Origin of the sequence: Candidatus Methanodesulfokora washburnensis (assembly GCF_003947435.1) — an archaeon.
GTDB lineage: Archaea > Korarchaeota > Korarchaeia > Korarchaeales > Korarchaeaceae > Methanodesulfokora > Methanodesulfokora washburnensis.
The window spans coordinates 1-24,721 of sequence record NZ_RCOS01000083.1 but is presented as its reverse complement, the minus strand read 5'-3'; the positions used below and the strand labels follow the sequence as shown (position 1 = coordinate 24,721).

The 24,721-nt window shown below is 42.5% G+C and carries 25 protein-coding genes; 3 read left to right on the top strand and 22 right to left on the bottom strand.

All coding sequences use genetic code 11. The features are described 5' to 3' along the window. From D6D85_RS07040 to D6D85_RS06940, 21 genes are all read right to left on the bottom strand, one after another. The coding region (locus D6D85_RS07040) for a hypothetical protein (RefSeq protein ID WP_133308296.1) at positions 1-310 on the bottom strand (310 nt) is incomplete at its 3' end. Continuing rightward, on the bottom strand, positions 300-3,956 hold the full coding sequence (locus D6D85_RS07035; RefSeq protein ID WP_125671365.1) for a hypothetical protein: 3,657 nt from the start codon (positions 3,954-3,956) through the stop codon (positions 300-302). The genes D6D85_RS07035 and D6D85_RS07040, both read right to left, overlap by 11 nt. A 17-nt stretch (positions 3,957-3,973) precedes the next feature. Next, positions 3,974-5,470: an oligosaccharide flippase family protein gene (locus D6D85_RS07030; protein ID WP_125671364.1), complete on the bottom strand. Its 1,497-nt coding sequence runs from the start codon at positions 5,468-5,470 to the stop codon at positions 3,974-3,976. Positions 5,471-5,649: 179 nt separating this feature from the next. Next, entirely contained in the window at positions 5,650-7,236 is a 1,587-nt protein-coding gene (locus D6D85_RS07025) for a hypothetical protein (RefSeq protein WP_125671363.1), read from the bottom strand. 132 nt (positions 7,237-7,368) lie between these two features. Further along, a complete protein-coding gene (locus tag D6D85_RS07020) occupies positions 7,369-9,471 on the bottom strand; it encodes a hypothetical protein (protein WP_125671362.1) in 2,103 nt (700 codons plus the stop codon). 84 nt (positions 9,472-9,555) lie between these two features. Then, positions 9,556-10,125 carry a class I SAM-dependent methyltransferase gene (locus D6D85_RS07015; protein WP_125671361.1) on the bottom strand — a complete coding sequence of 190 codons (570 nt, stop codon included), beginning with the start codon at positions 10,123-10,125 and terminating at the stop codon, positions 9,556-9,558. A 1-nt stretch (position 10,126) separates the two neighbouring features. Continuing rightward, positions 10,127-11,335: a glycosyltransferase gene (locus tag D6D85_RS07010; RefSeq protein WP_125671360.1), complete on the bottom strand. Its 1,209-nt coding sequence runs from the start codon at positions 11,333-11,335 to the stop codon at positions 10,127-10,129. After that, positions 11,332-12,462 (bottom strand): glycosyltransferase family 4 protein, encoded by a 1,131-nt coding sequence (locus tag D6D85_RS07005; RefSeq protein WP_161969737.1) that lies wholly within the window; start codon positions 12,460-12,462, stop codon positions 11,332-11,334. Before D6D85_RS07005 ends, D6D85_RS07010 begins: the two co-directional genes overlap by 4 nt. After that, positions 12,443-12,721 carry an FkbM family methyltransferase gene (locus D6D85_RS17010; protein WP_125671358.1) on the bottom strand — a complete coding sequence of 93 codons (279 nt, stop codon included), beginning with the start codon at positions 12,719-12,721 and terminating at the stop codon, positions 12,443-12,445. The genes D6D85_RS07005 and D6D85_RS17010 overlap by 20 nt, the downstream gene beginning before the upstream one ends. Next, positions 12,718-13,305, bottom strand: a complete 588-nt coding sequence (locus D6D85_RS17005; protein WP_125671357.1) for an FkbM family methyltransferase — start codon at positions 13,303-13,305, stop codon at positions 12,718-12,720. Before D6D85_RS17005 ends, D6D85_RS17010 begins: the two co-directional genes overlap by 4 nt. Positions 13,306-13,480: 175 nt before the next feature. Next, positions 13,481-14,593, bottom strand: a complete 1,113-nt coding sequence (locus tag D6D85_RS06990; RefSeq protein ID WP_125671356.1) for a glycosyltransferase family 4 protein — start codon at positions 14,591-14,593, stop codon at positions 13,481-13,483. Between the two features lie 102 nt (positions 14,594-14,695). Next, a complete protein-coding gene (locus D6D85_RS06985; protein WP_125671355.1) occupies positions 14,696-15,442 on the bottom strand; it encodes a class I SAM-dependent methyltransferase in 747 nt (248 codons plus the stop codon). 92 nt (positions 15,443-15,534) lie between these two features. Beyond that, complete coding sequence (locus D6D85_RS06980; protein ID WP_125671354.1) at positions 15,535-15,837, bottom strand: hypothetical protein; 303 nt, start codon at positions 15,835-15,837, stop codon at positions 15,535-15,537. A 13-nt stretch (positions 15,838-15,850) separates the two neighbouring features. Next, on the bottom strand, positions 15,851-16,279 hold the full coding sequence (locus tag D6D85_RS06975; RefSeq protein WP_125671353.1) for a class I SAM-dependent methyltransferase: 429 nt from the start codon (positions 16,277-16,279) through the stop codon (positions 15,851-15,853). Between the two features lie 152 nt (positions 16,280-16,431). Further along, the gene (locus D6D85_RS06970; protein WP_125671352.1) at positions 16,432-17,448 is read right to left on the bottom strand and encodes a CgeB family protein; all 1,017 of its coding nucleotides are present in this window, start codon (positions 17,446-17,448) and stop codon (positions 16,432-16,434) included. 29 nt (positions 17,449-17,477) lie between these two features. Next, entirely contained in the window at positions 17,478-18,515 is a 1,038-nt protein-coding gene (locus tag D6D85_RS06965) for a glycosyltransferase family 4 protein (protein ID WP_125671351.1), read from the bottom strand. A gap of 25 nt (positions 18,516-18,540) precedes the next feature. After that, on the bottom strand, positions 18,541-19,335 hold the full coding sequence (locus tag D6D85_RS06960; RefSeq protein ID WP_161969735.1) for a glycosyltransferase: 795 nt from the start codon (positions 19,333-19,335) through the stop codon (positions 18,541-18,543). Position 19,336: 1 nt separating this feature from the next. Further along, the gene (locus D6D85_RS06955) at positions 19,337-20,023 is read right to left on the bottom strand and encodes a glycosyltransferase family 2 protein (protein ID WP_125671349.1); all 687 of its coding nucleotides are present in this window, start codon (positions 20,021-20,023) and stop codon (positions 19,337-19,339) included. 148 nt (positions 20,024-20,171) lie between these two features. Then, positions 20,172-20,507 carry a type II toxin-antitoxin system PemK/MazF family toxin gene (locus D6D85_RS06950; protein WP_125671348.1) on the bottom strand — a complete coding sequence of 112 codons (336 nt, stop codon included), beginning with the start codon at positions 20,505-20,507 and terminating at the stop codon, positions 20,172-20,174. After that, positions 20,504-20,692, bottom strand: a complete 189-nt coding sequence (locus D6D85_RS06945; RefSeq protein ID WP_125671347.1) for a hypothetical protein — start codon at positions 20,690-20,692, stop codon at positions 20,504-20,506. Before D6D85_RS06945 ends, D6D85_RS06950 begins: the two co-directional genes overlap by 4 nt. Positions 20,693-20,896: 204 nt before the next feature. Next, positions 20,897-21,211 carry a hypothetical protein gene (locus D6D85_RS06940; protein ID WP_125671346.1) on the bottom strand — a complete coding sequence of 105 codons (315 nt, stop codon included), beginning with the start codon at positions 21,209-21,211 and terminating at the stop codon, positions 20,897-20,899. A 91-nt stretch (positions 21,212-21,302) separates the two neighbouring features. On the opposite strand from D6D85_RS06940, the gene D6D85_RS06935 reads away from it, so the two are divergent. Genes D6D85_RS06935 through D6D85_RS06925 form a run of 3 tightly spaced genes read left to right on the top strand, consistent with a single transcriptional unit; the run spans position 21,303 to position 24,381 of the window. Next, a complete protein-coding gene (locus D6D85_RS06935; RefSeq protein ID WP_125671345.1) occupies positions 21,303-22,124 on the top strand; it encodes a UTP--glucose-1-phosphate uridylyltransferase in 822 nt (273 codons plus the stop codon). After that, positions 22,121-23,068, top strand: a complete 948-nt coding sequence (locus D6D85_RS06930) for a UDP-glucuronic acid decarboxylase family protein (RefSeq protein WP_125671344.1) — start codon at positions 22,121-22,123, stop codon at positions 23,066-23,068. The genes D6D85_RS06935 and D6D85_RS06930 overlap by 4 nt, the downstream gene beginning before the upstream one ends. Next, a complete protein-coding gene (locus D6D85_RS06925) occupies positions 23,065-24,381 on the top strand; it encodes a UDP-glucose dehydrogenase family protein (RefSeq protein WP_125671343.1) in 1,317 nt (438 codons plus the stop codon). Before D6D85_RS06930 ends, D6D85_RS06925 begins: the two co-directional genes overlap by 4 nt. Positions 24,382-24,517: 136 nt before the next feature. Here the strand turns inward: D6D85_RS06925 and D6D85_RS06920 are convergent. Next, a partial coding sequence (locus D6D85_RS06920) for a HepT-like ribonuclease domain-containing protein (RefSeq protein WP_125671342.1) occupies positions 24,518-24,721 on the bottom strand: 204 nt, incomplete at its 5' end.

Genomic DNA, 24,721 nt, shown 5'->3' with positions numbered 1-24,721 from the left:
GGAAGAAGAAGGAGGCTATTATCACAAGCCTGTTCAAAACCCATACCGGAACTAAAAGCGAGTTGAGGAGGAAGAGGAGGGAGTGATAGGGAAGCCAGTTGAATGAGAGGAGCATGTTGTTCAGGCCTGTGAGGCACCTGTGGCACCAGCCGTAGAAAGCAGTGGATGGATGGGTTATTTGAAGGGGGAAGCCAAAGTCCTGAACCTCGATTAGCCCCCCGTTTAGGGTTGACCTCACCGGAATTAGGGAGAGAATGGCTATGATGAATACATCTATGAGGCTTCCCGATCTGCGAGTTTTATGGAACATCCTCCCTTCCGGCCTCCCTGATCAAGATGGAGAAGAGGAGGAGCGGGGCTACTGCTATAATCCAAAATATGATGTATGGCAGCATTATCCCGTCATCAACTAAGTTGAGCTTTCTGTTCTCTGCTCTTAACCCTGTTATCCTGATCAATTTGTAGTCACCGGAGGCAATTATCTCGAAGTCGATGTTGCCCTCCAGGGACAGATCTGTACCATTTGACGACATAAACAGAGGAAGATTTCTGTCAAATGAGTAAAAGGATGAGAATGTGATATTTCCTGATGCACTCACTTTGGGCTGTAAGAGCTGAACTACAAACCCGCTTGGAGCAACAAAGTTCAGGGCTATATCGCTTCCATTGAAGGATCTGTTCTGAGGTTCCAGCAGTATCTCCGAGTATCCCGGGAATTTTATCCATATCGCTCCTTCAACTGAGAACTTCTGGCTGAATCCGTTGCCCTCCTTCATTATGGCTGCTGTTGAGGCCTCCAAAGATATTCTCTCCATCTTCTTTATCCTTATGGCACTCACATTCGTGACATTGATCCTCTGTCCGTTCAGGAATACGTTAACTGGAATTCCGGGAAGGGAAACTGTGATATTCCGTATAACTACTGTTGGAGGTCTTGGCATGGATATAACTCCGGAAATAACGGAATCTGAGGACAAAACAGCCTTTCCCTGGATTTTTGCACCCGCAAATGCAGCACTAGATCCGCTGTAAACATATCTCACCTCCTCCTTCGGGAATATATTGCTCAGCCCGATGAACTCATCGAGCGGAAGTTTCTTATCAATCAGACTGTGAACATTCACCACTGTGAGAGTCCCATTCCCTATTTTCATCCTCACAACAAACGGGACTTTGACCCCATCGCCCTCAAGATAGCTGATCACCGTGGCTTCGGATGGGGGAAGGAGGAGATCCACCTCCGTCTCGGGAATCGATATGTTTCTGCTTCCTACGAACCTCTTTACCTTCACCTTCCTCTCCTCTGGCTGAAGAACTCTGTGAGTGAAGAGGTTGTATCCATTTGTGTTGAAGACCGTGAGATTTCCACCTCTTGAGATGAAGTCCATGCAGTTGTGGACAAAGGGGCCAAGGGATGGGGAGAACAGAGCTGAGATCGGAGGATCGTAAAGGAGGAAGAAGTTCTTTTTGGCTGAGAAATCTGCGTTAACATCCAAAACTGTTGTAAAACTCGTTTTCAGCCCCCTAATGAGGCCAAGAAGGCCTGTGTAATTTCCCATCCCCTTCTCCGATGGAAGTATCAGCACGTTTTTGCTAATCGGAGATATCCCGCTTGAGGGAACCTCATATATGACGGATTCGTTGTCCTCAAATAGGGGCTTTAGAGAGCTGAGATAGTTTCTGTAGAAGAAGCTATTGAGGTCAGGGCCCTTTCTCATGTATATCAGGATGCTTTTATCCCCCTGAGATAGAAGGATGTCTATAAGCTCCCCCCTTGAGGAACGGAATAAAAGAAATCCCTCCCTCAGGTAGTCCGGAGGGGCTGATGCAAGGGCCTCCCATGCGCCCTCAGATGTTATTAAAACGGCATTTTTGTTCGAGCTGAAGTAGCTATCTAGGAAGTTTATAGCCTCCATCTCCTGCTTAGTTATCCTCTGCTTCGATGCATCAGCTCCTGAGTTCATCACCACAGCGTAGGAGCTGAGACCGTACATGAAGACAAAACAAATAAGTAGTATAAGTAAATATTTTGAGAATTTGAAAGATTTTAATATCGATATAGCCTTTACCAAGCCCGAGGAGGCAAGAAAAGCCAGGGAGATGCAGAGCACGTCAACCGCATGCTGGAGGCTCAGCTGAGTATTGTAAACACATAAATTCAGGTAGCTGAGCACATAGAGGGACAGGAATGAGAGCAAAAACAGGCTCAGGAAGATCCTGTAGCCCTCTCCTCTCTCCTCCCCTGAGAGGAAGAAGAAGAGGGAGAAAAGGGCCAGATATCCCAGCATGCCAGGAAGCTCGGTTATGAAGAGAAGGCTGAACATCGGGGTTATCCTGCTTTCCGAGCCCCATGGATAGCTGAGCCATGCCAGAAGAGAGATGAAGAAGAGGGAGATGAGGATGTATGTGGTGTAAAATGCTGCCCTTCTCGATATTGAGGGAAGCTTAATGTCAAGCCTTCTCCCGAAACATATGATTAAGCACAGGGCGACAACAGCATAAACTGATATCGAGGAGAGATTTGACAGAATTATAGGCGGAAGCGATGCCAAGATGCCAAGGGCAATGCTCCTCATATTTTTCTTTTCCTCAATAATACCAGAAAGTAATATTGCAATTAAAATTAAGAGGAGAGCGAGAGGGGAGGAAAGGGAGAGGCAGAAAGAGAGGAGGAAAAGCTGCCCCTTTCCCGAGCTTTTTAACGAGATGATGAAGGAGGAGATGAGGATAATCAGGATGAGGTTTGAGGAAGAGCCGAGAAAGGTCTGAGATGAGAGGCTCAGCATGTCGTAGGAGGAGGTTGGTAGAAGGGGAAGAACTCTGCTTATATTTGTCCCATAAACAGTGCTCTGGAGCGCTTTAAGCCAGAAACTTCCGGAGAATAGAAAGAGAAATATGACAAAAATAATTGATGTTTTTTTATCTAAAAAGAGTCTTGAGAGGGAGAGGGCAGATAAAATGGAGATGAGGAAGAGCAAAAGGGATACTATTGGCTGTGACCCCTCAAAGCCCGTTATCCTCAGGCCGTCATAAATTGCTGAGAGGAAAAGGGAGGTGCCCAGTCTATCTCCCAGCTCTGAACCCATTATCTTCCTTTTTAACAGCTTGGAATAGATGTAGTCATCGAGCATTGGGGATCTTGAGAGCAGAAGGGGTTTTGTCACCTCAAAAAGGCCCAGAAGGAAGAAGAGGAGAACAAAGATAAGGGCAGCAACAGTCCTGTAATCTATTTCAGCTGAGCTTTCGCTTTTAATTGATTTCAACCTTCTCAGAAGGGATAGAGAGGAGATAAAGGCGTAGATAACCGAGATTGATAAGGAGACTGGGATGCTGAGAGCTAAAGCTATGAGGGAAAGAGCTGAGGAGAGGGATATCCCGAGGCCCGATGCCAATGCCATATTTTTCATCGAGAACGGGCTTGAGAGGAGAACAGTCCCTATCAGAACTGTGAAGACAAGGAGAAGAAGAGGGGGCCTTAGAAATGCAAGAGATGGGCTTTCAACGAGGAGGATCAGAGGGGATAATATCACAAGGATATAGGGAATAAGAGGCAGAAATTTCGATATCCTTCCGAAACAAATCCTCCTTGACCTCCCCTCAGAGAAAAGGGAGCTGGATACCGTGAATATGATGGCAACTGACAGGATGAAGGATGGGTAGATTATCTCATCCCTGTTGAGAATGAAGAAAAGGGGGATTGAGAAGATGCAGGCGAGGAACAAAGATGTTCCAGCAAGCTTCGTCGGCATCACATAGAACATGACGCCCAGAACCAAGAAGTAGTACGCATATATGGCGACATTGTTGGCCAAGCCCTCCTTTCCCAGAACTAGATAATAGGCAGCCATTATTAAGGATATTTGAAACAGTATAATAAATATAGCTCCTGGATTCTCGGAGAAGTATCGCAGGAGAAAGGACGCAGCTTTCCTAGCCCTGTTCACAATTCTGTGCATCAGGTATCCTGTTTGCTTTAACTTAAAAACTTTCTTATCAGCTTGGAGATTATAGGTTTTTTAGCTGCTCTGGCCAGAAGCTCAGTTTCCTCTTTGCTAAGGGGTTTCACTATCCTTGTCATTATGAGAAAGAGAACCAAGAATGAAAGGAGCTCAGCTGTTCCCTTAATTATCATGGGAAAGCTCAGGTTTTCGATGAGAAAGAGGAAAGAAGAGATGAGGAGGGAAATCAACAGGATCTTAAGGAGCTGTGCTGTCCTCACCTTTACGTTTATCCTCAGGATAAAGAGCTGAAGGACGAGGAAGTTCACCGTTATGAGGATAACCCTGCAAAGAGCTGCCCCAATGGGGCCAAAAGCCGGAGTTAGAAGGGGAAGAAGGATTGCATAAGACGCAGTTGATGCAGCTCCAGCTGAGAATATCGGCTTTGTCTCTTTCAAGGCCTGCAAAACCACGCTGTAAAGGGAGGAATAGGCAGATAGAACTGAGAAGATGCAGAAAAGGGAGAGGAGAGAAGATGCCCTGTTGTATGCCTCACCATAGGCTATCGATAGAAGAGTTCCCGAGACAGCAGCTGCTGACAGACAAACAGGCAGGACGATGAAGGTCATTATACCAATTGATAAAGATGCCTTTCTCTCAACAGCCTCAGATGAGGAGGAGAAAGCTGGAAATAAGGCTGAGCAGAGGGGAGACCATAGTATGGAGAGAGCGGATGAACCTATTAAGGCGAGGTAGTACTGTCCAGCCTGAGCTGATCCAGCCATAGCGCTCAGAAAGAGGACATCAAGCCATCCCTGAACCAGTGAGATCATGTTGTTCAGGTAGAGAGGAAAGCTGAACTCGAATATTTCCCATGTGAAATTCCCCCTTGCCCTTGGAAGCCTTCCTCTTACGGAAAATATTGAGAACAGAAGGCAGATAAATGCCCCAAGGAGGAAGCCTGCTGCTATACCCTGAACCCTGATTGGAAGGCAGAGGAGAATTGAGGAGAGCCTGCTAACCCAGTAGAAAATGATGTTTTGGGCTGACACATGCTTGAACATGCCGAGGCCAAACATAACACCGCCGTAATAGGATGTTAGATCCAGAAGAAAGGCTGTTAAAAGGGCCATTATAACACTCTGAACATCTAAGTGAGTGATAGATGCTATATACCCTGAAAAAGCAATTGAAGCTGAGAGAGAAGCTGTGTTAACTAGGAGAAGGATTCTAAGAATTCCCGCTGATATGGAAGATGCCTTCTCCAGATCTCCTTTTCCTGCGAACTCAGAGATGAACTTTATCGCTGCGTTGTTCAGCGCAAGCATTGTCGTTATATTATAAATGGATATAATGGCCATCAGAATTGAGAGAAGGCCTACTTCCTCCTTGGAGAGCAACCTGGCTATGAAAAAGTAGAACAAAAGCCCTATTACATAGTTTGAGGCCTGCATCCCGGTTAGCCATACGGTGCCTGATGCAACGTTCTCAGCACTAAAAGCTGTTCTACCCAAGTTTTCAGCTGTCGACATATTGCTGTTAAAAAAGTTCTTTTTAGATATATTTCCTCGTTATTTTGGGCTGTAAAGTGGAGATCTGGGTCTTAAGTGGACAGATGTGGTAGCAGAATTCAGCAGACTCTAGATACTTGCATATACCTGAATCGATGCTCAGAGCATCGATTTCAACAAAATCTAATAAATAAAATCTATTATTTTGTCAAATATCCCCTTGAGCCTTTGCTCTTAATCCACATTAGTAAGAATAAAACAACAGGTATGAGCATATTTCTTAAAGCATGCCCAATGTTAAACGATAGAAATGATCTTATTATAACCATCGCTACATAGGAGCCATTTTGCCCTCCATTGATATAAGTATTCAATCCAATAATAGGACTTCCATTATAAAATGCAAAAGTGGGAGAGGTCGTAAATGTTAAATTTGGAAAATATTTTTTAAAAAGTTCTTTTCCCTCATGATCTAGCCCTATTATTACGCTTTTATTTGAAGATGAGGCGAGCACCAATATAATACCTCTATACTTATAGAGTGTACTCACGTAAAAGGACCTGTTTTCAGGAAGCTCGTAGAATACTTTTAAACTTCCGTCCCTGTAATCATAAATGCCTATAACACATCTTCCGTGCAGATTTGGCATTCCAGCGAATAAAAGTTTATTTTCATTTTCCACCATTGTATATATCTGGTAAGTATAATCACTCGATAGTTCTCCGGTCACATTCTCAATTTTATTATTATAATATTTCCATAGAGCATTTCTCATACCTTGACCCTTAGATCCAAAGAATACGGCATCTTGGTACAAGAACATCGAGCGAATCGGGCTGCCCTGTGATTCTCCATTGATCCATAGCTCTTTCCATGTCACTCCTCCATCATCGCTAATCCATAATGCACTCCAAGTACCAAACAATAATCTATTTTTATATTTTATAATACTAAATCCCTCCTCTTCTAGATATTTTCCAACTATTAAACTTACAAGATTGCCGGCAAACCCAATTTTGCCCCTAGAGGAAGTGTTCACTTCGAACCAGTCGACAGGATATCTGTCAACACCCACTTTCATATAGTCTTTATAAAGGCATATAAATAATTTATGAGAAATACCTTTAGAGGTATTAAAATGAAATGTAATTACTGAATTCAAAGTATGTATAACTAGATCACCCTCGCTAGCATTTACAACAATGCTACTTCGGCTTCCGTTGCATCCAAGTAAAACTTGGAGGTTATTATAAAAAATTATATGGATATAGTAACTGGATTTTGACGTGTCTAGCTCAAACCTTGAGAGAGCAAATCCACTAGTATTATCAAAATAATTAAAAATTTCCCTCGAATTGTTAATGACAACAAGCGGGGGAGGTATTAGCTTAATTTCCACGGAATCATCGTTTACTATGCTTAAAGCAGCCGGCCCACCACCAGTATACATAGGTATGAAAAATTTTCCATCTATAAAAGCAGTGTTCCATCCACCTACTGCATTGAGCGGAGTGAGAGCTGTTTGATTTTTAATCCATAGTAGCATTCTCTTTTTGAAATCGAATGTGAAGATACCTCCATTCATGTAATCGCTTACATACGAGCCGACCACCTTTCCTTCTTCGTCCGTTGCCAAGCCGAAAATTGCTCCCCATTCTGCATTCTTAGGATATATATTTTGAGATAATATCAAAATATCAGGTTCGTATCTAATCTCAATCGCAGAAACTAACGCTGCAACGATTACAAAAAGCAAAATAGTAATAAAGATAATTTTCTTTTTCATCTAGCTATCAGAAGTAATTAGTTATTTTTATAAAAAGATTTTATAACGGATCTTGGGAAGGTTTCTGATGGATAAGATGGCCATTATCAAGCCCCAAGAACACCTGAAGCTATGATACTAACAGGAAAAGGGCTATGGCAACGTAAAGGAAGAATGTCTTGCCCTATAGATCCATAAAAATGTAAGAAATATAAAACTTACGAGCGAAATGAGCAAACCTAAAGTATAATAAGTTTGTAGTATATAATAAATTCTTATATGTATAATTCCTGTCTTGGCTATTACAAAGCTATTAACTGTATCAAATGATACCGATTTCACTTCCTCGTTGCCTATATAGGCCCTCCAAAGCCTATCATAGGGTTCGGTAAAAACTATAAGGAATGGGGCTGAGGCATTAACATCAACCTCCCATTCGACGGGACTAACCTGCCTATAACTCAATATATGGGCTGTTCTTATCTCCTTTTCTGAGAGGTTAAGTGCGTTTAGTGAATTCAAACTATTTTCGGCTGGAAAATCTAGATAGATGGGCCCTTTATACTCTTTATTTTCAAATATAATGAACGGAACTGTCTTTTCTGAAGCATTTTCATATATGTAAGTATAATTAAGCTTATAAATAACTTTTAGATCCTTCTGTCTCAGCAAATTCTGTAGGATCTCCTCATTAGGATAGTCGAGCGAATCCCCATGATAGAGCACATACCTTACGCCTAACACTTTAAGCAATTTTCCAATGTTATCCGTGGATTTTAGGGGCTCAGGGTATATTTTGGTGAAGCTTACGGCTGGCTTTGATGAGTAAAGATCTGGAAAAGCAGTTATGATATAAGGCTTCCATATATAAGCCCCGCCGCACGGGATCCACATAACCTTGAAATCTCCTTCCTGCTTAGAAAGCCAGTCGTTGATGTTATCATAAACGCTAGGTATGTATGTTGGCTTGTACCTCGGCCAGGTGTAACCCTGAAGATCTAGGATAGTGCCGTAGGTTATTGGCGATAAAACCAGCAGGATAATGCCTCCTGTTATTATTAGTTTAGAACAACTATAAAGAGAATGATATCTTTTGATGCTTAAGGAGCTTAGCTCTTCATAGAATTTAGCTATGATAAGCCCGATAAGAAATGCATAGGAAAAGACCACTAACGGCATAAACTTGGGCGGATTCCTTAAAATAGCCCCAGCTCCGTACGGTAGATTGTTGGCTATTAAATAATATAAGCAACCTCCAGGCTCCCATATGCCCTTTGTAAGAAATATTCCTATCACTAGGGTTAGTGTCATAAGAAGAACATACTTGTTTTTGCGGAAGATCAGAATAGATGCTGCAGCTAATGCAGGTATTATAGCGTTTAAGGGGCCATAGTTCTGTGGATGAAGCCAGAAGAAGTAATATGAATGCTCTCCGACCATCAGGACATCCAGCAGATTCCAGTGGCTGAGGAAGCGTAAATTTCCAATGCTAATGAGTTGCTCTTTAGTATAGATTTGGAAAAATCCTCCAGCACCCAGTAAATACCCAATAGCAGTTGGTACGAGCCAGAATGCATTAAGGGCAAAAATTGTTAGAGTAACTACTATTGAGCGTTTAAAAAAGATCAATCTATCATGGTAAGCAAACGCAATTTCAACTACAAGATAAAGTAGACCCATAATAACAATCAGATATATCCAGAACGGATTGGCGATAGCGAAAAGCGAGCATAGCCCCAATAAGAGCAAATGCTTGATCGAGCTACTCCTGAGATATTTGACTAGGAAGGCAAAGGAAATGGGCAGCATGATTAGGGCCCAAGCAGGTGCTGTTCCTGCTCCAATCAAACCGCAATTAGTAAAGGAAAACAACATAAAGAGGGCTCCGCTTAAGGCGAATAACCTTGCTTTCCCCTCGTCGTTGAAAAGCGACCACTCCTTAGCCAATATCTTCAGTGCAAAATATGCTGATACTCCAGGAAGCGAAGCAACAGCTAAAATGAATATCTTTACGGCGAGCTCTTGTCCCAACAAGCCAACAAGCAATGCTAGGGGGATGGAGTAAGAGAAAATGGTAAGAGGAGGAACTGAACCCCGTGCTGAAACCCACCAGAAAAGTTGATTGAAGAGATTAAAGTAGAATGATTTAAAGTTAATATAGTAATAGGTCTCATCTCCGTAAAATGGGATACCGCTAGAAAGAATGATTGGGATAAGCAAGGCAAAGGTTACTAAAACTGATATCGCAACTCCCAAGAAAATATCCAAAAAACCCTGCTTTAATTTAATAGAGTTTAGCGACATTCAGACACCTCTTTCATCGATGTAAAGATGTGATAATTAAATAACTCTGTATGCCAATATCGAGCAAGACAGATAAGGGAACTTCCTAGCCAAAAGCGGAGGTATCCATTCTCTGACCGGGTACAGACCTTGAACGACATAACCCCGCTTTTTAAAATACTTGGCGCTCCAATAGGACTTGTGCCTCATCAACTCTCTGGTCCTAGAAGAACCCTGAATTTTGTCCTGTGGAAAGAAATGTGATGGTGTAGTTATTACAACTAAACCTTTAGAGACATGCTCAATTTCTATCACATGTTTATGTCCTTGTCTTTCATTCAAATGCTCTATGACTTCTATGCTGAAAACGGCGTCAAAGGCCTTATCTCTAAAGGGTAAATAGTCCGCGGAGGCCAGCACTACATCGTCGTAGAGTAGCTTGGCTCTCTTTAGCATGCCAAGTTCGAGGTCTAAGCCAATAATCGAAGGATTCAAGTCCTTCTCGGGGACGGTCTTTACGATTGCACCGAGGCCACCCTTACCGCAACCCACGTCGAGCACTAACTTCCCACTGCATAGGAAGCCTTCAAATATAGGGACTATGAACCTCGAATAGAGATAGGCCATCTCAATGCCCCGCTAGCTTAGAGTATACGCCGTACCACATTGCCACTATCTTGTCCCAATTGAAGTTTCTCTCAGCATATTCTCTGGCTCTAGCGCCCATCTCTAGTCTTAAATTCTCATCACCGAGCAATAAGAGAACCTTGTTTGCCATTTCCTCAATATCTCCCCTTAGAACTAGGAAGCCGTTCACGCCGTTAATAATATGCTCCTCTACGAAGCCCACCTTAGTGGCGATCACTGGCCTGCCCACGCTCATGGCCTCCCTGATGGTTGATGGGAAGGTCTCGCTCAATGATGGCTGAACATAAATATCGCAATTCGCGTAATACTTTGCCATCTCATTTCTTGGAACTAACCCCTCAAAATGAACTCTGTCGTTCAATGACAGCTTTTTAACCAGCCTCATCAGCTCATTCTTAAAGGGTCCGTCTCCCACTATTCTCAACCTAACGTTTTTGATCTCCTTTAATATGAGCGGCATGGCCTCTATGAGATGCTGGATCCCCTTCCTTCTCAAGAGGTAGCCTGCCGTCATGATTTCAAAATAATCTTTCTTAATGGGTGGGACGTACTTGAAGACCTCTATCTCAACTCCAGGAGGTATGACTTCAAGCATTTTGTCCTTCAAAAGATCGGAGTATAGGCTATTGTAGAGCCTCAAGGCCTTCTTCGAGTCGAAAACCAATGCCTCGGCCTCCCTCAGCGTGAGCTCGTGGAGGACGCCAATTAATTGTGAGATCGACTTTGCTGCTACACTCTCTAAGCCGTAAAATAACCTCGCTCTTAAGCCCCTCCTGCCGGAGACCAACTCGTAATCCGTGACGTCTGAGTATTCTTGAGGATATTGTATTGGCCCGATTATGAAGGGCTTCTCCCTTAGATGCCTGAGGACCGCCAACGGGTTGAGGCCAGCTCTAAAGCCGAAGGGGGACATATGATGCACCACGTCTGCGTCCTCGTATAACCTCTTGGCCATGCCATAGCATCTAAAGTAGAATAAAGCCCTGTTCATGAGGTCTCCTTTGTCAAAGCCCACCTCGAAGACTCTTACGCAACTTGGCAGGGTCAGGTCATCGGCCTTGCCGCACACGACATCTAGTTGAACAGTGAAGCGCCTCACCAACCTCGCTACTATGTTGTATGCCCAAGTTGGTTCGGTTCCAGTCCTCGAGCTCAGCAACACCTGTGCTGGGGCCATAAGAACCTTCAAAGTCTAGAGACCTCGATCAGCATCTTTTCCAACATATCTACAATTATGCTCCAATTATACTTCAAAGCATTCTTCCTTGCATTCTTCGAATATTCGTAGTAGACTTCCCTAGAACTCTCCCATATCCTCTTAAAGAGGAGAACATATTTGACGAAGTCTTCTACGGATGGCTTTATGAGGAAGCCTGTTCGCCTGTTAACCACGTTATCTCTAGGGCCAGGTATGTCTGAGGCTATTACGGGCGTACCACACGCTTGTGCCTCAATAGATGTGAGCAGAAATTCTTCGAACCTTGAAGGAGCTAACAAAACATGAGCCTGCTGATAGAGCTTAATTAGTTCTTTATCTGCAGTGTAACCACTCCATTGTACGTTTTCATATTTAATCTTAAGCCTCCGAGCGATATTTGACATAGGACCTTCTCCTACTATAATAAAGTGAAAATTTCTTCCATAGTACTCGTTCAAGAACTCAACTACTTTCGCAAAAATATCGAATCCTTTTTGATAAGTAAGCCTACCGACAAAAAGGATCGTAAATTTCTCTTCCTTTTTGCTAGGATAGAATTTTGAAGTATCAACACCGCAGGGAATGTAGTAAACGTTACGATATCCATATGACATAAGCAATTTTTCTCTGTGCCTGTTCACTACATGATGGGCACTGAAGGAGGAGCTGACCGCTCTATTAATAGTGATGTAATAGATTTTCCTAACGTGACTACCCACATTAGGAAACATGCCATGATATCCAGCAACTATCCTTGTCCGCATTTTCGCAAGCCTCATGAGTAATTCATTCCCTGCAAATGCATTATTAAAGTAGAGAATATTATGCTCTCTTATAATTTTCAGTAAACGAGTAATTTCCTTAATCCTTGGAATGGTAAAAGGTTTAGTGTAATTATCCAGTTCTATGATCTTAATGCCCCTACCGACTAACGTTAGTTTTGTTGATTCATTCTTCTTATCTCCTGCATGAGTAGTTACAACGGTAACATTATGACCTTTATCAGCAAGCCTAGGAGCTACCTCACTAACCCACCTCTCGAAACCTCCACCGTAGGCCAAATTGAGAGCAGAGTAGATTAGTAGATTGAGGTTAATGCTAATTCCTCTTGATGGCAATGAAATTATTTGTTTCTGGCCCACTCCTCTCTATAAACTTCACATCAAATCCCGGTAGTATTTCTAGGCAATTCTCTATTGTTTGCTTACTTGCCTCAAATATAACATAATCTGTCAACTTCAGGATATTTGTTGATCCCTTCAGCACTTCAACCTCCGCCCCTTCAACATCCACCTTGAGCAACTTTACGTGTTTTAATGATGGAATCTTGCTGAGCACGATGTTATCTAGAGTATCAGCCTCAACCTCAACCCTTATGGTTTACTCTTCACAAATTTGTTTGCCCAATTGCCCATGATAGAGCTTATTCCGCAATGCGTCAGATCGAAATAAAGTTCTAAACGCCGTTGGGTGGAGTATGCAGCCTTTTCGGAAACAACGACGTTCCTGACATCATTCAGCTCAATGTTTTTATATAAGTATTTTCTGATGGGACTTGGCTCAATGGCAACGATGACCCCTTTTGAACCGACGATTTTAGCCATAGGAATTGTGTATACACCTATGTGGGCACCAACGTCTATGGCTACATCTCCAGGTTTGAGCAAAGATTTCACTATCTTAAAAGTCAATGTTTCATAATAAGGCATAACACAAAGTAAGGCATCTGACTTAGCTGGAATGCAGAAGATGCTATCTTCTAAATACTTCGCCTTCACGCAGATATCTCTAAAGATTAGATGCCCAGGAAGCAAATTTTTAGCACCTAACCTCCTAAGCATGACTCCTAACAAAAGATCGGAGAGATAGGATGCTTTACTATAGAAATCAGTGCCACGAACATCAAGCACTGCCGTGATCCCAGCTCTAAGAGACTTCTTCAAAACGCTAACTTTCTTCATTTGAATGCCAACAGTCTTATGAAAAGTATGCACATGAATAAAAGTTGGCGCAATAGTTCTATCGCAGTTTTAAGGCATGATTTTTAATCAAGATATGCTTGGTTGCTCGGCAAGAAATCTACAATCTTTACATTATTTAATAGAATGAATTTTATATATAACATTTTTGATTGTCTTATCCTTTCAGCAAAATTCCTTTCAACCTCTCAATCGATGCATTAACCGAAAAATTTTCTTCAATATATTGCCTTATAAAATCCTGATCCATCTGTATTTCCCCATTCCCCAAAACGAAATTTAATATCTCTAAGAACTCTCGTTTGTTTTTTGCCAGCCAGCCTGTTTTCCCATTAATTATGGATTCCGCAAGACCCATGTAGCCGAATCCCAGCACTGGTGTTCCACATGCCATTGACTCTACTGCTACGTATCCAAATTGCTCCCACTTTTGTGGGCATACCGTAAGCTTCGACTGTGAGTATATATTCGACAGCTCTTCATCAGAAACTCCAGAAATCGAATGAATTTCAAACTTCTTCTGAAGTTTTTCTTTGAGAACAGCATTTCCAAAAACCAGAATTTTGAAATTTTTAGCTTTAAGGACTTTACAAACCTCCGCTACAAAGTTTTCATCAGTATCACCGGCATGAGATCCTAAATAAAGCAAGACTTGCCTCTTCTTTTCTGTGCTTCGGGGTTTGAAAACACCTGTATCTAGTGGGGGATAGACGATTTCATCAGGTTCGATTCCATAAAGGATGCATAGGAGCATTGCTGTTATTTTGCTGTTAGCGATCACGATATCTGCCTTCTTAAGGAATTTTGTATATCTTCTCCTAAATATTGAAAACGGTGCAAATCCAACAATTGAAAACACCAGCTTTTCTTTAAGCGAAGGGGATTTATGAATTGCAGAAATGGCATGAATTCCATAAAGAACTTGGCAATAAACCGCTTTTTTAGAATTTCCATCGATTTTATCCAAAATTTTTAACCTCTTTATATAATCATCTGTGAAAATGATCTCATAATGATTCTCATTACAAAAATGTAGTAAATTTTTTAAATTGCTAAAATTATAAAACTGGAAATCCGATTCTAGTAGATGCTCAGTAATTTTCCCTCCAACATCAACCAAGAGGAATTCTATATCGTGATTTCTCTTCTTTAATTCACGAGCCCAGTTAATAAAAGGCCTGACTACTCCTGCAAATGGAGTACTTTCATGAGCTAAAAGAATGGCAACTTTCACCGTACTAAGCTCCCTTGCTAAGTGATATTTTTCCAACGATTTCTGGAGAATAATAAAGATTTATCCGCATATAATGGTTTATTCTTTTTGATGCTATGACCTATCTTGTGTGCAATTTTTAGTGCTTCATAATCCCATTCAGCGCAAACTAACAATTAATACTAGGAATTTTGACCGTACTATCTTGTCCAAATTCACGATTAATCTGATAAAGCGGGAATTAGTTGTTAGTAGTGACATTATTCTTCTCAAAGGGGAAATAGGATAAAATAAATACCATATAAATAGATAAAATCCAAGTACAACATTCGCCACAGGTACTGTTATTATAGGCTTAAAGCCCGCTTTTTTTAGCATTTTGATCAGTTCCTGTGTATAGTAGCGCTTTTCTTGTTTTTTTACAAAAAGATTAAGTGCTTGTGCTAAGCGTAATGCAGCTGAATCTCTGACTTGAACTATGAGTAAAAGCCTACCATTTTTCTTTAGAATTCTTTTGGCTTCTTCCAGAAAACTTGAGGGATTAAGAAATTTGAAAACTTTGGTCAAAAAGAGGCTCTCAAAGGTTCCCTCCCTAAAGCACATCATCTCCGCATCTGATAAAATTAAATGAGGATTATGATTATATTTTCTTCTGGCACAGCGAACCATCGAATGAGAGATGTCAATGCCAAAATATTCTTTATCATCCACAAAATAGCGAGCAATTCTTCCTGTACCACACCCTACCTCTAAGATGGACTCACCTTTTACAAATCTGCGAAGAATTTCACCTTCAAGAATGATTAAAGGACCTTTAATCCACGGTAGCCTATACGCGTCATAGTCTTCAGCTGCATTTTCGTAGCCTGTCTTAATAGTATTTTTAGATAGTTGATGAATATTCATTTTCTCATCTTACCCATCAGAAATCCTAATCCAGCTGAAGAATATCTGGCGATCTGATAATGCGCCGCGCATGCATAACAGAGACTAGAGGTTCACTCAATTTTCCTCGCCAAAACCTCTATGATCCTGTAACCGACAATTGGTACCTTAATATGTCTAATTTTGCCAAGAACTCTATGCCTCTGAAAGAAGTCTGGAATAGGCTCTATAAGTCCGAATCTGATAAGCAGTCTTATGATCATATCCAGAAGTGGAAACATAACTTGATAGGTTTTAACATATATAATTTCAAAACCCCTGCTCACAATTAAATCTATAAGCTCGTCAGCAGACGAATACTCTCTAACATGCGTGGGATCAAGTTTGAATGAGCCATTCTTAAAATAGAAGTACACACCGTAACGTTTCTTAACTACAGAAGATAGATAAACTATTCCTCCTTTTTTTTAAAAGGCGCCCAATCTCTAGAACCAGTGCATCATCATCTTTGACATGTTCAATCAGCTGCGAACAAATAACAAAATCAAAAGAGTGACTCGGCAACTCCTTAACGTTCAAAGCATCTGAAACTATGCCTCTCACAAACGGTAAATTGCTTTTGAGTCGTTCTACTCTTGCCTTAGAAATATCTACGCCTACAATCTCACCAACATTTCTTAGAACTCCCTTCTTATGTAAAGCAAAAATAATCCTGCCGTCACCACAACCCAAATCAACTATATTTGGTTTTTCGACACTTTTTAAAGTTAAGGCTAGACCATATTCAAGAATTGGAGAAACTTCTTCATCATAAAAATGTACATGCTTCCTCGAATATTCCCGAAATGAGCTATTCATCGATCATACCTCCAAAATAACTTTTTAAGAGTTTTTCTACTTTTTAGCTCCAGGCTTAGCCAAGATTATTGATCTCATTAGACTGAGCTGTTTATCGAGATAGTCCTCGTATCTTAATTTGATGCTTATGCATCTCTCTTATGAGCTTTTTACTAAAGCTCTCCAATAACATTAAGTAGCCTCTTTACTCTTTCCTCGTATGTGTGTTCTCTGTAAGCTCTCTCTTTTCCTCTTCCGCCTATTTTAGTCCGCTCATCTTTATGTTCTAAATAATACTTCGCCAGCTCTATAAGCTCATTTTCATCCTCATAGCATGCAAGTTCACTGCCGCATATAAACATCTTCTCTAACCCGTAAGACTTGTCGGTAAGCAGGAAAGATCCGCATCCAGCTGCCTCAAAAGTTCTCATATTAACCTTGTAGGGCAAATCGTCTTTCATGTGAATGTTAAGAACTACTTCCGCCGAGTTAAATACCTTGACCATTTCAGGCCCGTAAACGCCATCATGAACATTATTGCTTCCTTTAAAATACCTCCAGTAAGGCCCATAAACTTCTACCTTTATTCCAGCTTCCTCTAAAGCCTTGATCAACCCACTCCTCCTTTGAGTGTAAGTTCCAACAAAAACAACATCCAAATTATTTGATATACTCCTTTTGCCGGATGAACTCAATTTCTTATGAACAGTCGGCTCGCATGCAAAGGGCAAAAAGTGGACTTTTTCGCATCCGATCTCCTTATACATACTGATAGCCTTCTCAGAAGCTGTAAATACATGATCATAGCTTGGTGCTATGTACTTTACTAAGCTATTGAAAAATCTTGGATCATCTGGATACCAGAGAGCTGTTTTTGCTCCCAACTTATCCTTAATCCACTCGATGGTCTCAGGCTTTACTGCCTCACCCTTTATTGATAGCACTAGGTCTGGGTAAAATGCCTCAGCAACTCTTTTTATTTCATCGTTTATCTTGTTTAGCCAGAACAAGTTCGCTACATCTCTTACAAGCTTAGATCTTGTTATTGCCATTCTAATTGGATCTGCGAATCTACTCAGCTTCTTCTTATAGCCGTAAAACTCGACCTCATGGCCAAGCTTAACTAAGTTCATGAAAACATAGTGCTCTAAGTTGTAATGCATGTGAGAGCCAAGTAAAAGAACTTTCATCACTTCAGTCTTTTGTCTTAATCAAAATTTTAGAACTTACTTAGATACCTCATGTACTTATCGGCCGTTTTTTCCCAGCTGTACTTCATCGATTCCTCTAAACTCTTCTTCGAAAGCTCTGCTATAGTGTCCTCTTCCAAAATCGCATCTATCACTTTTGCAGCATAATCATAATCCTTATATGGAACTAGAAACCCATTCACTCCCTCCCGTATAATTTCTGGCATAGAGCCAGTGGCATAGGCAACAACAGGAGTCCCGCAGGAGTTGGCCTCAACTACAGTCATCCCCCATCCCTCTATGTAAGAGGTGGAGAGAACTACCCATGCTCTCTGATAGAGCTTAACCTTTTCCTCCTCCGTAACCCTGCCTAAGTACTTCGCCCCCATTTTTTCAGACATTCTAGCGAATTCTTTGGCAAGATCTCCACCTCCAGCTATGACCATTTCCGCCTTCTTAGCCAGCCTTTTGTAGATCCTCAAGGAGTCAAAGGGGTTCTTATACTTCTTCATCCTACCTATCCAAAGGATCATTGGTTTCTCTGATTTCTCGCCCGGTTTATACTTTTCATGATCGACTCCATTGTAAATGACATGAATTTTCTCCTCATTTATCCCAAGCTTCACTAAGTCCCTCTTAGTTGTGTTGGAAACGGCTATTATTCTATCGTAATTCTTTATCCTTTTTTCTAGCGCCCTCAGTACCATAGCTTGCAGGGGATCCACCTCGAACTTTAGAACATCCTGATGGACATGATGGACTACTGCTACTGTATTTCTGTTCACCTTATAGGAGAAAAATGGTGCTGCGTGTGCCACGCTGTCCACAACAATCTCATGATTCCTAGCTTCGATCAACGAGTGGAAATGGAGAGTATATTTATTTCCCCTCCTCTTCACCTTTATACCATCTATAAACTCCTCTGATCTCCTTCCCTGTACAGACTCGGCGAGCCATGTCACATTAGCCCTCTTTGCTAACCTCCTCCCCACCTCATAGAGAACAACCTCAGCTCCTCCAGCTTGAGGATGATAAATGTCTCTGTGATTTACTATGAGAAGATCCAAGCTCTTTTCCTCTGCGATCAATCTTTTATGCCTTTGTCAAGTTCCATAGGAAACTTGAAATCTTCCTCATAGTTTTTGTATCTAGAACAGGCCTAAATCTGCTGTAATACAGTCTAAGCTTTATAAGGGAGAAAAACATACCTAGCACAAGTTTGGCAAGCGCTTTAGAGACTTTGCTCTCATGCTCTATGTGCGTGTAGGTTATTCCTACCTCTTTAACTTTAAAACCCCTTCTCATAGCCGAGTATATCAGGTTCACATCTATGGCAAATCCCGTTATGAACAAATCCCCTAGGATCTTATCTGCAACATATCTTTTCACAACCTTGGCACCGCACTGTGTGTCAGCAATTCCTCTCAGCCTCCAGAACATTAGCTTTGTTAGTGCATTAAAGGATCTTCCTAGGAAATATCTAAGGAAGGGCTCTCTCATTGGCAGCTTTGAGTCCCTTGTATATCTTGATCCGATCACCACATCCTGATCCTCAGCTTCTCTAACCAGCTTGAGTATCTCCTCAGGTGGTACTGAGTCGTCAGCATCCGCAATAACTATGGCATCTCCTTTAGCTAGCTTAAAACCCTCGATTATCGCTCCTCCCTTTCCAAGCCTCTCTGGAAAGACGAATAGTCTAACCCTAGGATTATTATTCGTGTACTCGGAAACTGCATCAGGCGTTTTGTCCGTACAGCCATCAGCAATTACTAACAGTTCATATTCTCCTAATGCTCTATCAAAGTACTTAATTAAGTTTTGAATTCTGGTAGTAATCCTTTTCTCCTCATTATATGCTGGTATAACTAAAGAAAGCTCAGGTCTCATCTCATTCCCGCTTAGGTTCCCCTTCATAACCCTTTAGAAGCTCAATTAACATGCTCAAGGCCATCCTCAGGCTGAACCTCGAGTTCTGCCTTATCACAACAGGCGCCTCCGCCACCCTTAGCCCAAGTATCTTTGCCATCAGGAGGACCTCAACATCCCACGTGTACCTCTTGACCACAGCTGCCCTCATTATCCTCCTCAGCTGCTCGGTCTTAAATGCCTTGAACCCTGTCTGGGTATCCCCAACCCTTATCCCGGTTAAAAGCCTCACAATCATGTTGAACCCGATGGATGCCACCTTTCTCATGAGAGGCGCCTGATAGATTGACGAGGGATGCCTCTTCGATCCCACTATCAAATCGCATTTCCTCAGCGCCCTTAAGTACAGCTCAATGCCAGCTGGATCCACATCGCCATCTGCATCCATTATCACAGCATATTTCCCAGTTGCATATTTCACTCCTGTTTTTATCGCCTCCCCCTTCCCCATGTTCGCCTCATGCCTTATCACCTTCACCCCATCAAGCTCAATTTCAGGGGGATCCGGAGATCCATCATCGACCAGTATTATCTCATAATTTCTGGTTATCCGCTCCACAGCCCTTTTTACATCCCTCAGAACAGTGTTTACTTCTTTTCCCACATTGTACTCAGGCATTATTATTGATATTCTCTCAGAGACCTGCAAGGGAGAAGATCACCTCAGATCGATCTGAATGTTCTCTTTTTCTCAAGCGAGGTTCGGGATAACCGGAATTGTTTTCTGCTGAGCTTGTGCTTTCCATCTGTCAGATATGACCTCTGATGGGCAACCTTAAAGCCTGCTTTGCCTAATTCTAATTCTCGAACTTGTAGGCTTTCGATAACTTCGCATTTATCTCTTCCTTAAGCTTGTTGCCTATTTCCCCTATCTCTCCCAGTATTAGGTCTTTCGATATAGTGGCAACTTTGTCAAGCTTTATCACTGATGCGACTTTAAGCCCTGTTAATTCAAACTCAGGATGCTCCCTGTCAACTATAATATCTGTTGGCATAGGACTTTGAGGTACTCTTGAAGAGATGAATGCTACCACGACATCTCTTTCTCCTTCAAACAAAACCAGAGCAGGCCTTAATTTCGCTGTAGTCAAGTCCGTAAATGGAAACGGAACGAGAACTATCTTTCCCTTCACTGGTATCTAACCTTAATATCACTAATCGAGTAGATGTCTGGTTCCTTTTCTAGGAACTCCTTGAGGGATCTCTCAGCTAGCATCATCAGCGATAAGGTCTCCCTATTTTCAATCAACGTGTCTATCTTGCTGTTCAATGCAGAGAGGATCTCCTTAATCTCCCTTATATCGACTTCAACCGTCATATGTATCCCACACCAATTTAGTCAATCCTCTATATTAAAACTTATTCTTTTAGTCGACGCATCACGCTCGCCCAGCCAGCAGTGAGGCATCTACCGGTATGCCTGCTAACTCTTCTAATTTAGAGCTAAGGCTTTTCACTTTTTCTGGAAAAGCCTCAAGATAGCCTTCTATCACTATAAGGGTTTGTAGGCACTTCGGGATCATCAAGACCTGTCTTTCCTGCCAGAGCTCAGCGCACAAGTAATTGAACAGACAGATCCTCTCACCCCCCTTATGCGCCCCCTGACAGAAAAGAGCAGGTCTCTCTCCCCAAAGTTCAGTGTGCGGCGTTCAGCGTGCAAAGCTGAAAAGAGGGGCCAAATGGCCCCGTCATTCACCCCTCCATCTGATATGCCCTGGCTCCCCATCAAGCCGTAAAGCTTGGAGGAGGCAGGACATTCAGATCTTGGAGGGGTCATTTTTATCGCCTTAGCTTTTCCTTTTTTGTTTTGCTTCAGCTTAGGGAGATATAGAGGCAAAATATAAAAATCTTTCGCTTACTTGAGAATTTAAGAAGAAGGCCATCAGGATGGCAAAAATATTTTTAAAGATTCCATACAGCAGTGCGATGTGATAAGGAAGGCTGTGATAACAGCAGCTGGCCTCGGAACCAGGCTTCTCCCAATGAGCAAGGAGCTTCCGAAGGAGATGCTTCCGATCTATGTGAGAGGACAGAATGGAATCGTTTTAAAGCCCCTCCTTCAAGCTGTCTTCGAGCAGCTCTACTGCTTCGGCATAAGGGAGTTCTGCTTCGTTGTGGGAAGGGGGAAGAGGGCTATAGAGGACCACTTCACCCCCGATTGGAGTTTCATAAAGAGGATGAATGAGAAGGGAAAGGAAAGGATAGCATCTGAGCTCTCCAACTTCTACAGAATGGTTGAAAAATCGAATATAATGTGGGTAAATCAGCCGGAGCCAATGGGATTTGGTCATGCTGTCCTGATGGCCAGACCCTTTGTAAAAAACGAAAGATTCCTTGTCTGTGCCGGCGACACTTATATAATCTCGAATGACTTTTTAAAGAGGATGGCCGAGAAGAGCTCTGATGCAGTCCTCCTTCTCCAGAGGGTTGAGGACCCTAGGCAGTATGGAGTTGCCCTTGTTGAGGAAAGCAGGGTCTTAAAGGTGGTGGAGAAGCCTGAGAAGCCCATATCAAATCTCGCTATAATGCCCTTCTATGTATTCAATCAGGAGATAATGGATATCCTTGAGACCTTGGAACCCGGAGTTGGAGGGGAGATACAGCTCACGGATGGGATACAGAAGCTGATAGAAAGGGGAAGGAAGGTGGAGTTCGTCCTCCTCAGGGATGATGAGATCAGGCTAGATATAGGGACTCCTGAGACATACTGGGATGCGATAAAGTCCTCATATGAGGTGGCGAGAGGATGAGGGGAAAAAGAGTTCTCGTGACAGGCGGGGCTGGCTTCCTCGGAAGCTGGCTCTGTGAGGCATTGGTTGAGATGGGAGCTCATGTCACATGCCTCGATAACCTCTCAACAGGAAGCATTGAGAACATAGCACATTTAATGGGAAAGGAGAATTTCTCCTTCCTGAAGGAGGATGTCTGCAAAAGCTGTCCAGAGGGATTCGACTACATAGTTCACGGTGCGAGCATTCCATCCCCCGATGACTACATGAGAAGACCCGTTGAGACAATGCTCCCCAACAGCATCGGTCTTTTAAACTGCCTTGAGAGCGCCAGAAAATCTGATTCAGTCCTCCTCTACATGTCCACATCCGAAGTATATGGTGATGCTGACCTCATACCTACTCCCGAGCACTACTGGGGAAGGGTCAATCCAATAGGCCCCAGAAGCTGTTATGATGAGTCAAAGAGGTTTGGTGAAGCGCTATGCATGTCCTATCTGAGGGAATATGGTGTCGATGTGAGGATTGCACGAATCTTCAACACGTATGGCCCAAGGATGGATCTAAGTGCGAGATATGCGAGGGTGATACCGAGGTTCATCATACAGGCATTGAGAAATGAGCCCATAACTGTTCATGGAGATGGAAGGCAGACGAGAAGCTTCTGTTATGTATCAGACATGGTGAAAGGGCTGCTGAAGCTCTTGCTCTCTGACTGCAAGGGAGAAGTTGTTAACCTGGGAGGGGAGGAGGAGATATCCATAATAGAGCTTGCTAATCTAATAAAGGAGCTGACATCCTCGAGCTCGAGCATAATATTCCTTCCGGCAAGGGAGGATGACCCGAGAAGGAGGAAACCGGATATATCCAGGGCAAAAAATCTGGGATGGAGGCCATCTGTCACTCTCAGGGATGGATTAGCCCTCACAATAGAGTGGTTCAGGAAAAAGGGGGGATTTAAGTGATATCCTTCTTCGGCCTCGGTTATGTGGGCCTTGTTACAGCCTTAGCTTTCTCCTCAAGGGGATTTAGGGTGTATGGCTATGATGTCGATGAGAGTAAGATAGATAGCCTGAGAAAAGGGAAGCTGTACATATATGAGCCAGGCCTTCAAGACCTTTTTAAAAGATCTGAGGGGAACTTCATCCCGACAAGCGACCATAAAGAAGCTGTTCTCAACGCAGATATCACATTTATAACAGTTGGAACTCCCTCAAGGCAGGATGGCTCAGCTGATCTCTCCTATATTGAGTCTGCAGCGAGGATGATAGGCAGGGATCTGAGGGAGAAGAGATACCATCTGGTTGTGGTGAGGAGCACTGTCCCTCCTGGAACCACAGAAAGAGTATCGAAGATAATAGAGGAGGAATCAGGAAAATCTGCAGGAAGAGATTTTGGGATCTGCATGAGTCCTGAGTTTCTAAGGGAAGGAAATGCGGTTGAGGACATCTTCAACCCCGATAGGGTGGTGATAGGGAGCATTGATGAGAGATCGGGGGATCTTCTCGAGGAGTTATGGAGAAGGTTTTACGGGGAAAGAGTAACTATATTGAGGACAAATTTAGTAAATGCAGAATTTATAAAATATGCAAGCAATGCATTTCTTGCAATGAAAGTGAGCTTCATAAATGAGATAGCGAACATAGCCCAGAGAGTTAGAGGAGCTGATGTGGAGGTAATTGCAAAGGGCATAGGCCTTGATAAGAGAATAGGTCCTCTTTTCCTGAGAGCAGGGTTGGGATTCGGTGGAAGCTGTTTTCCCAAGGATCTGAGGGCTCTTATAAGGTTCTCGGAGGAGTTGGGCTATAATCCAAAGCTTTTAAATAGCGTTAAGGAGGTAAACGATGAGCAGGCTGGTAAAGCAGTTGAGCTCGCCATGAAACTTGCAGGAGAGCTGAAAGGAAAGAAAGTCGCCGTTTTAGGGCTTTCATTCAAGCCAAACACGGATGACATGAGGGATGCAGTCTCCATAAGGGTTGTTGAGGAGCTCCTCAAGCTTAATGCTAAAGTGACAGTGTATGACCCAGCAGCTATGGAAAATGCAAGGCGTATATTCGGCAATAGAGTTCTATATGCCTCCTCTCCCATTGATTGTATCAGGAACGCTGATTGCGCCATAATTGTGACCGAGTGGGATGAGTTCAAGAAGCTAAGACCTGAGGACTTTGTAAATAACATGAGAGATCCTGTAGTGATAGATGGAAGGAGGATATACGATCCAGAGGTCTTTTGCCGTAGGGTGAAGTTTGCTGCAATAGGACTTGGTGAACAAGCATAGAACAAGAGTAAAAGAACTAATATTAAAATTGTCTTTTTGAAGCAACAAAGATATCTAAAATACTTTAAAGCCGAACGCTTTCACCTCAGCCCTGTTCATAGTGCGCTATAAGCTCTTATCTTCATAAATGCTACTCTCAGGGATCTATCTCCTTGACCCATTCCATAAACCTATTAATTATTTCATTAACGGTGTTTTTTGCTGCATCATAAAGCATCTCCCTCCTGACTTTCAGATAGCGGTGCACAAGTATGTTCCTCAGTCCAGCAAGCTTCTCTATCTCTTCGGCTATATCTTTTGGCATCTTTTTCGCTTCAGCCAGTCTTCTTGGATATTCTCC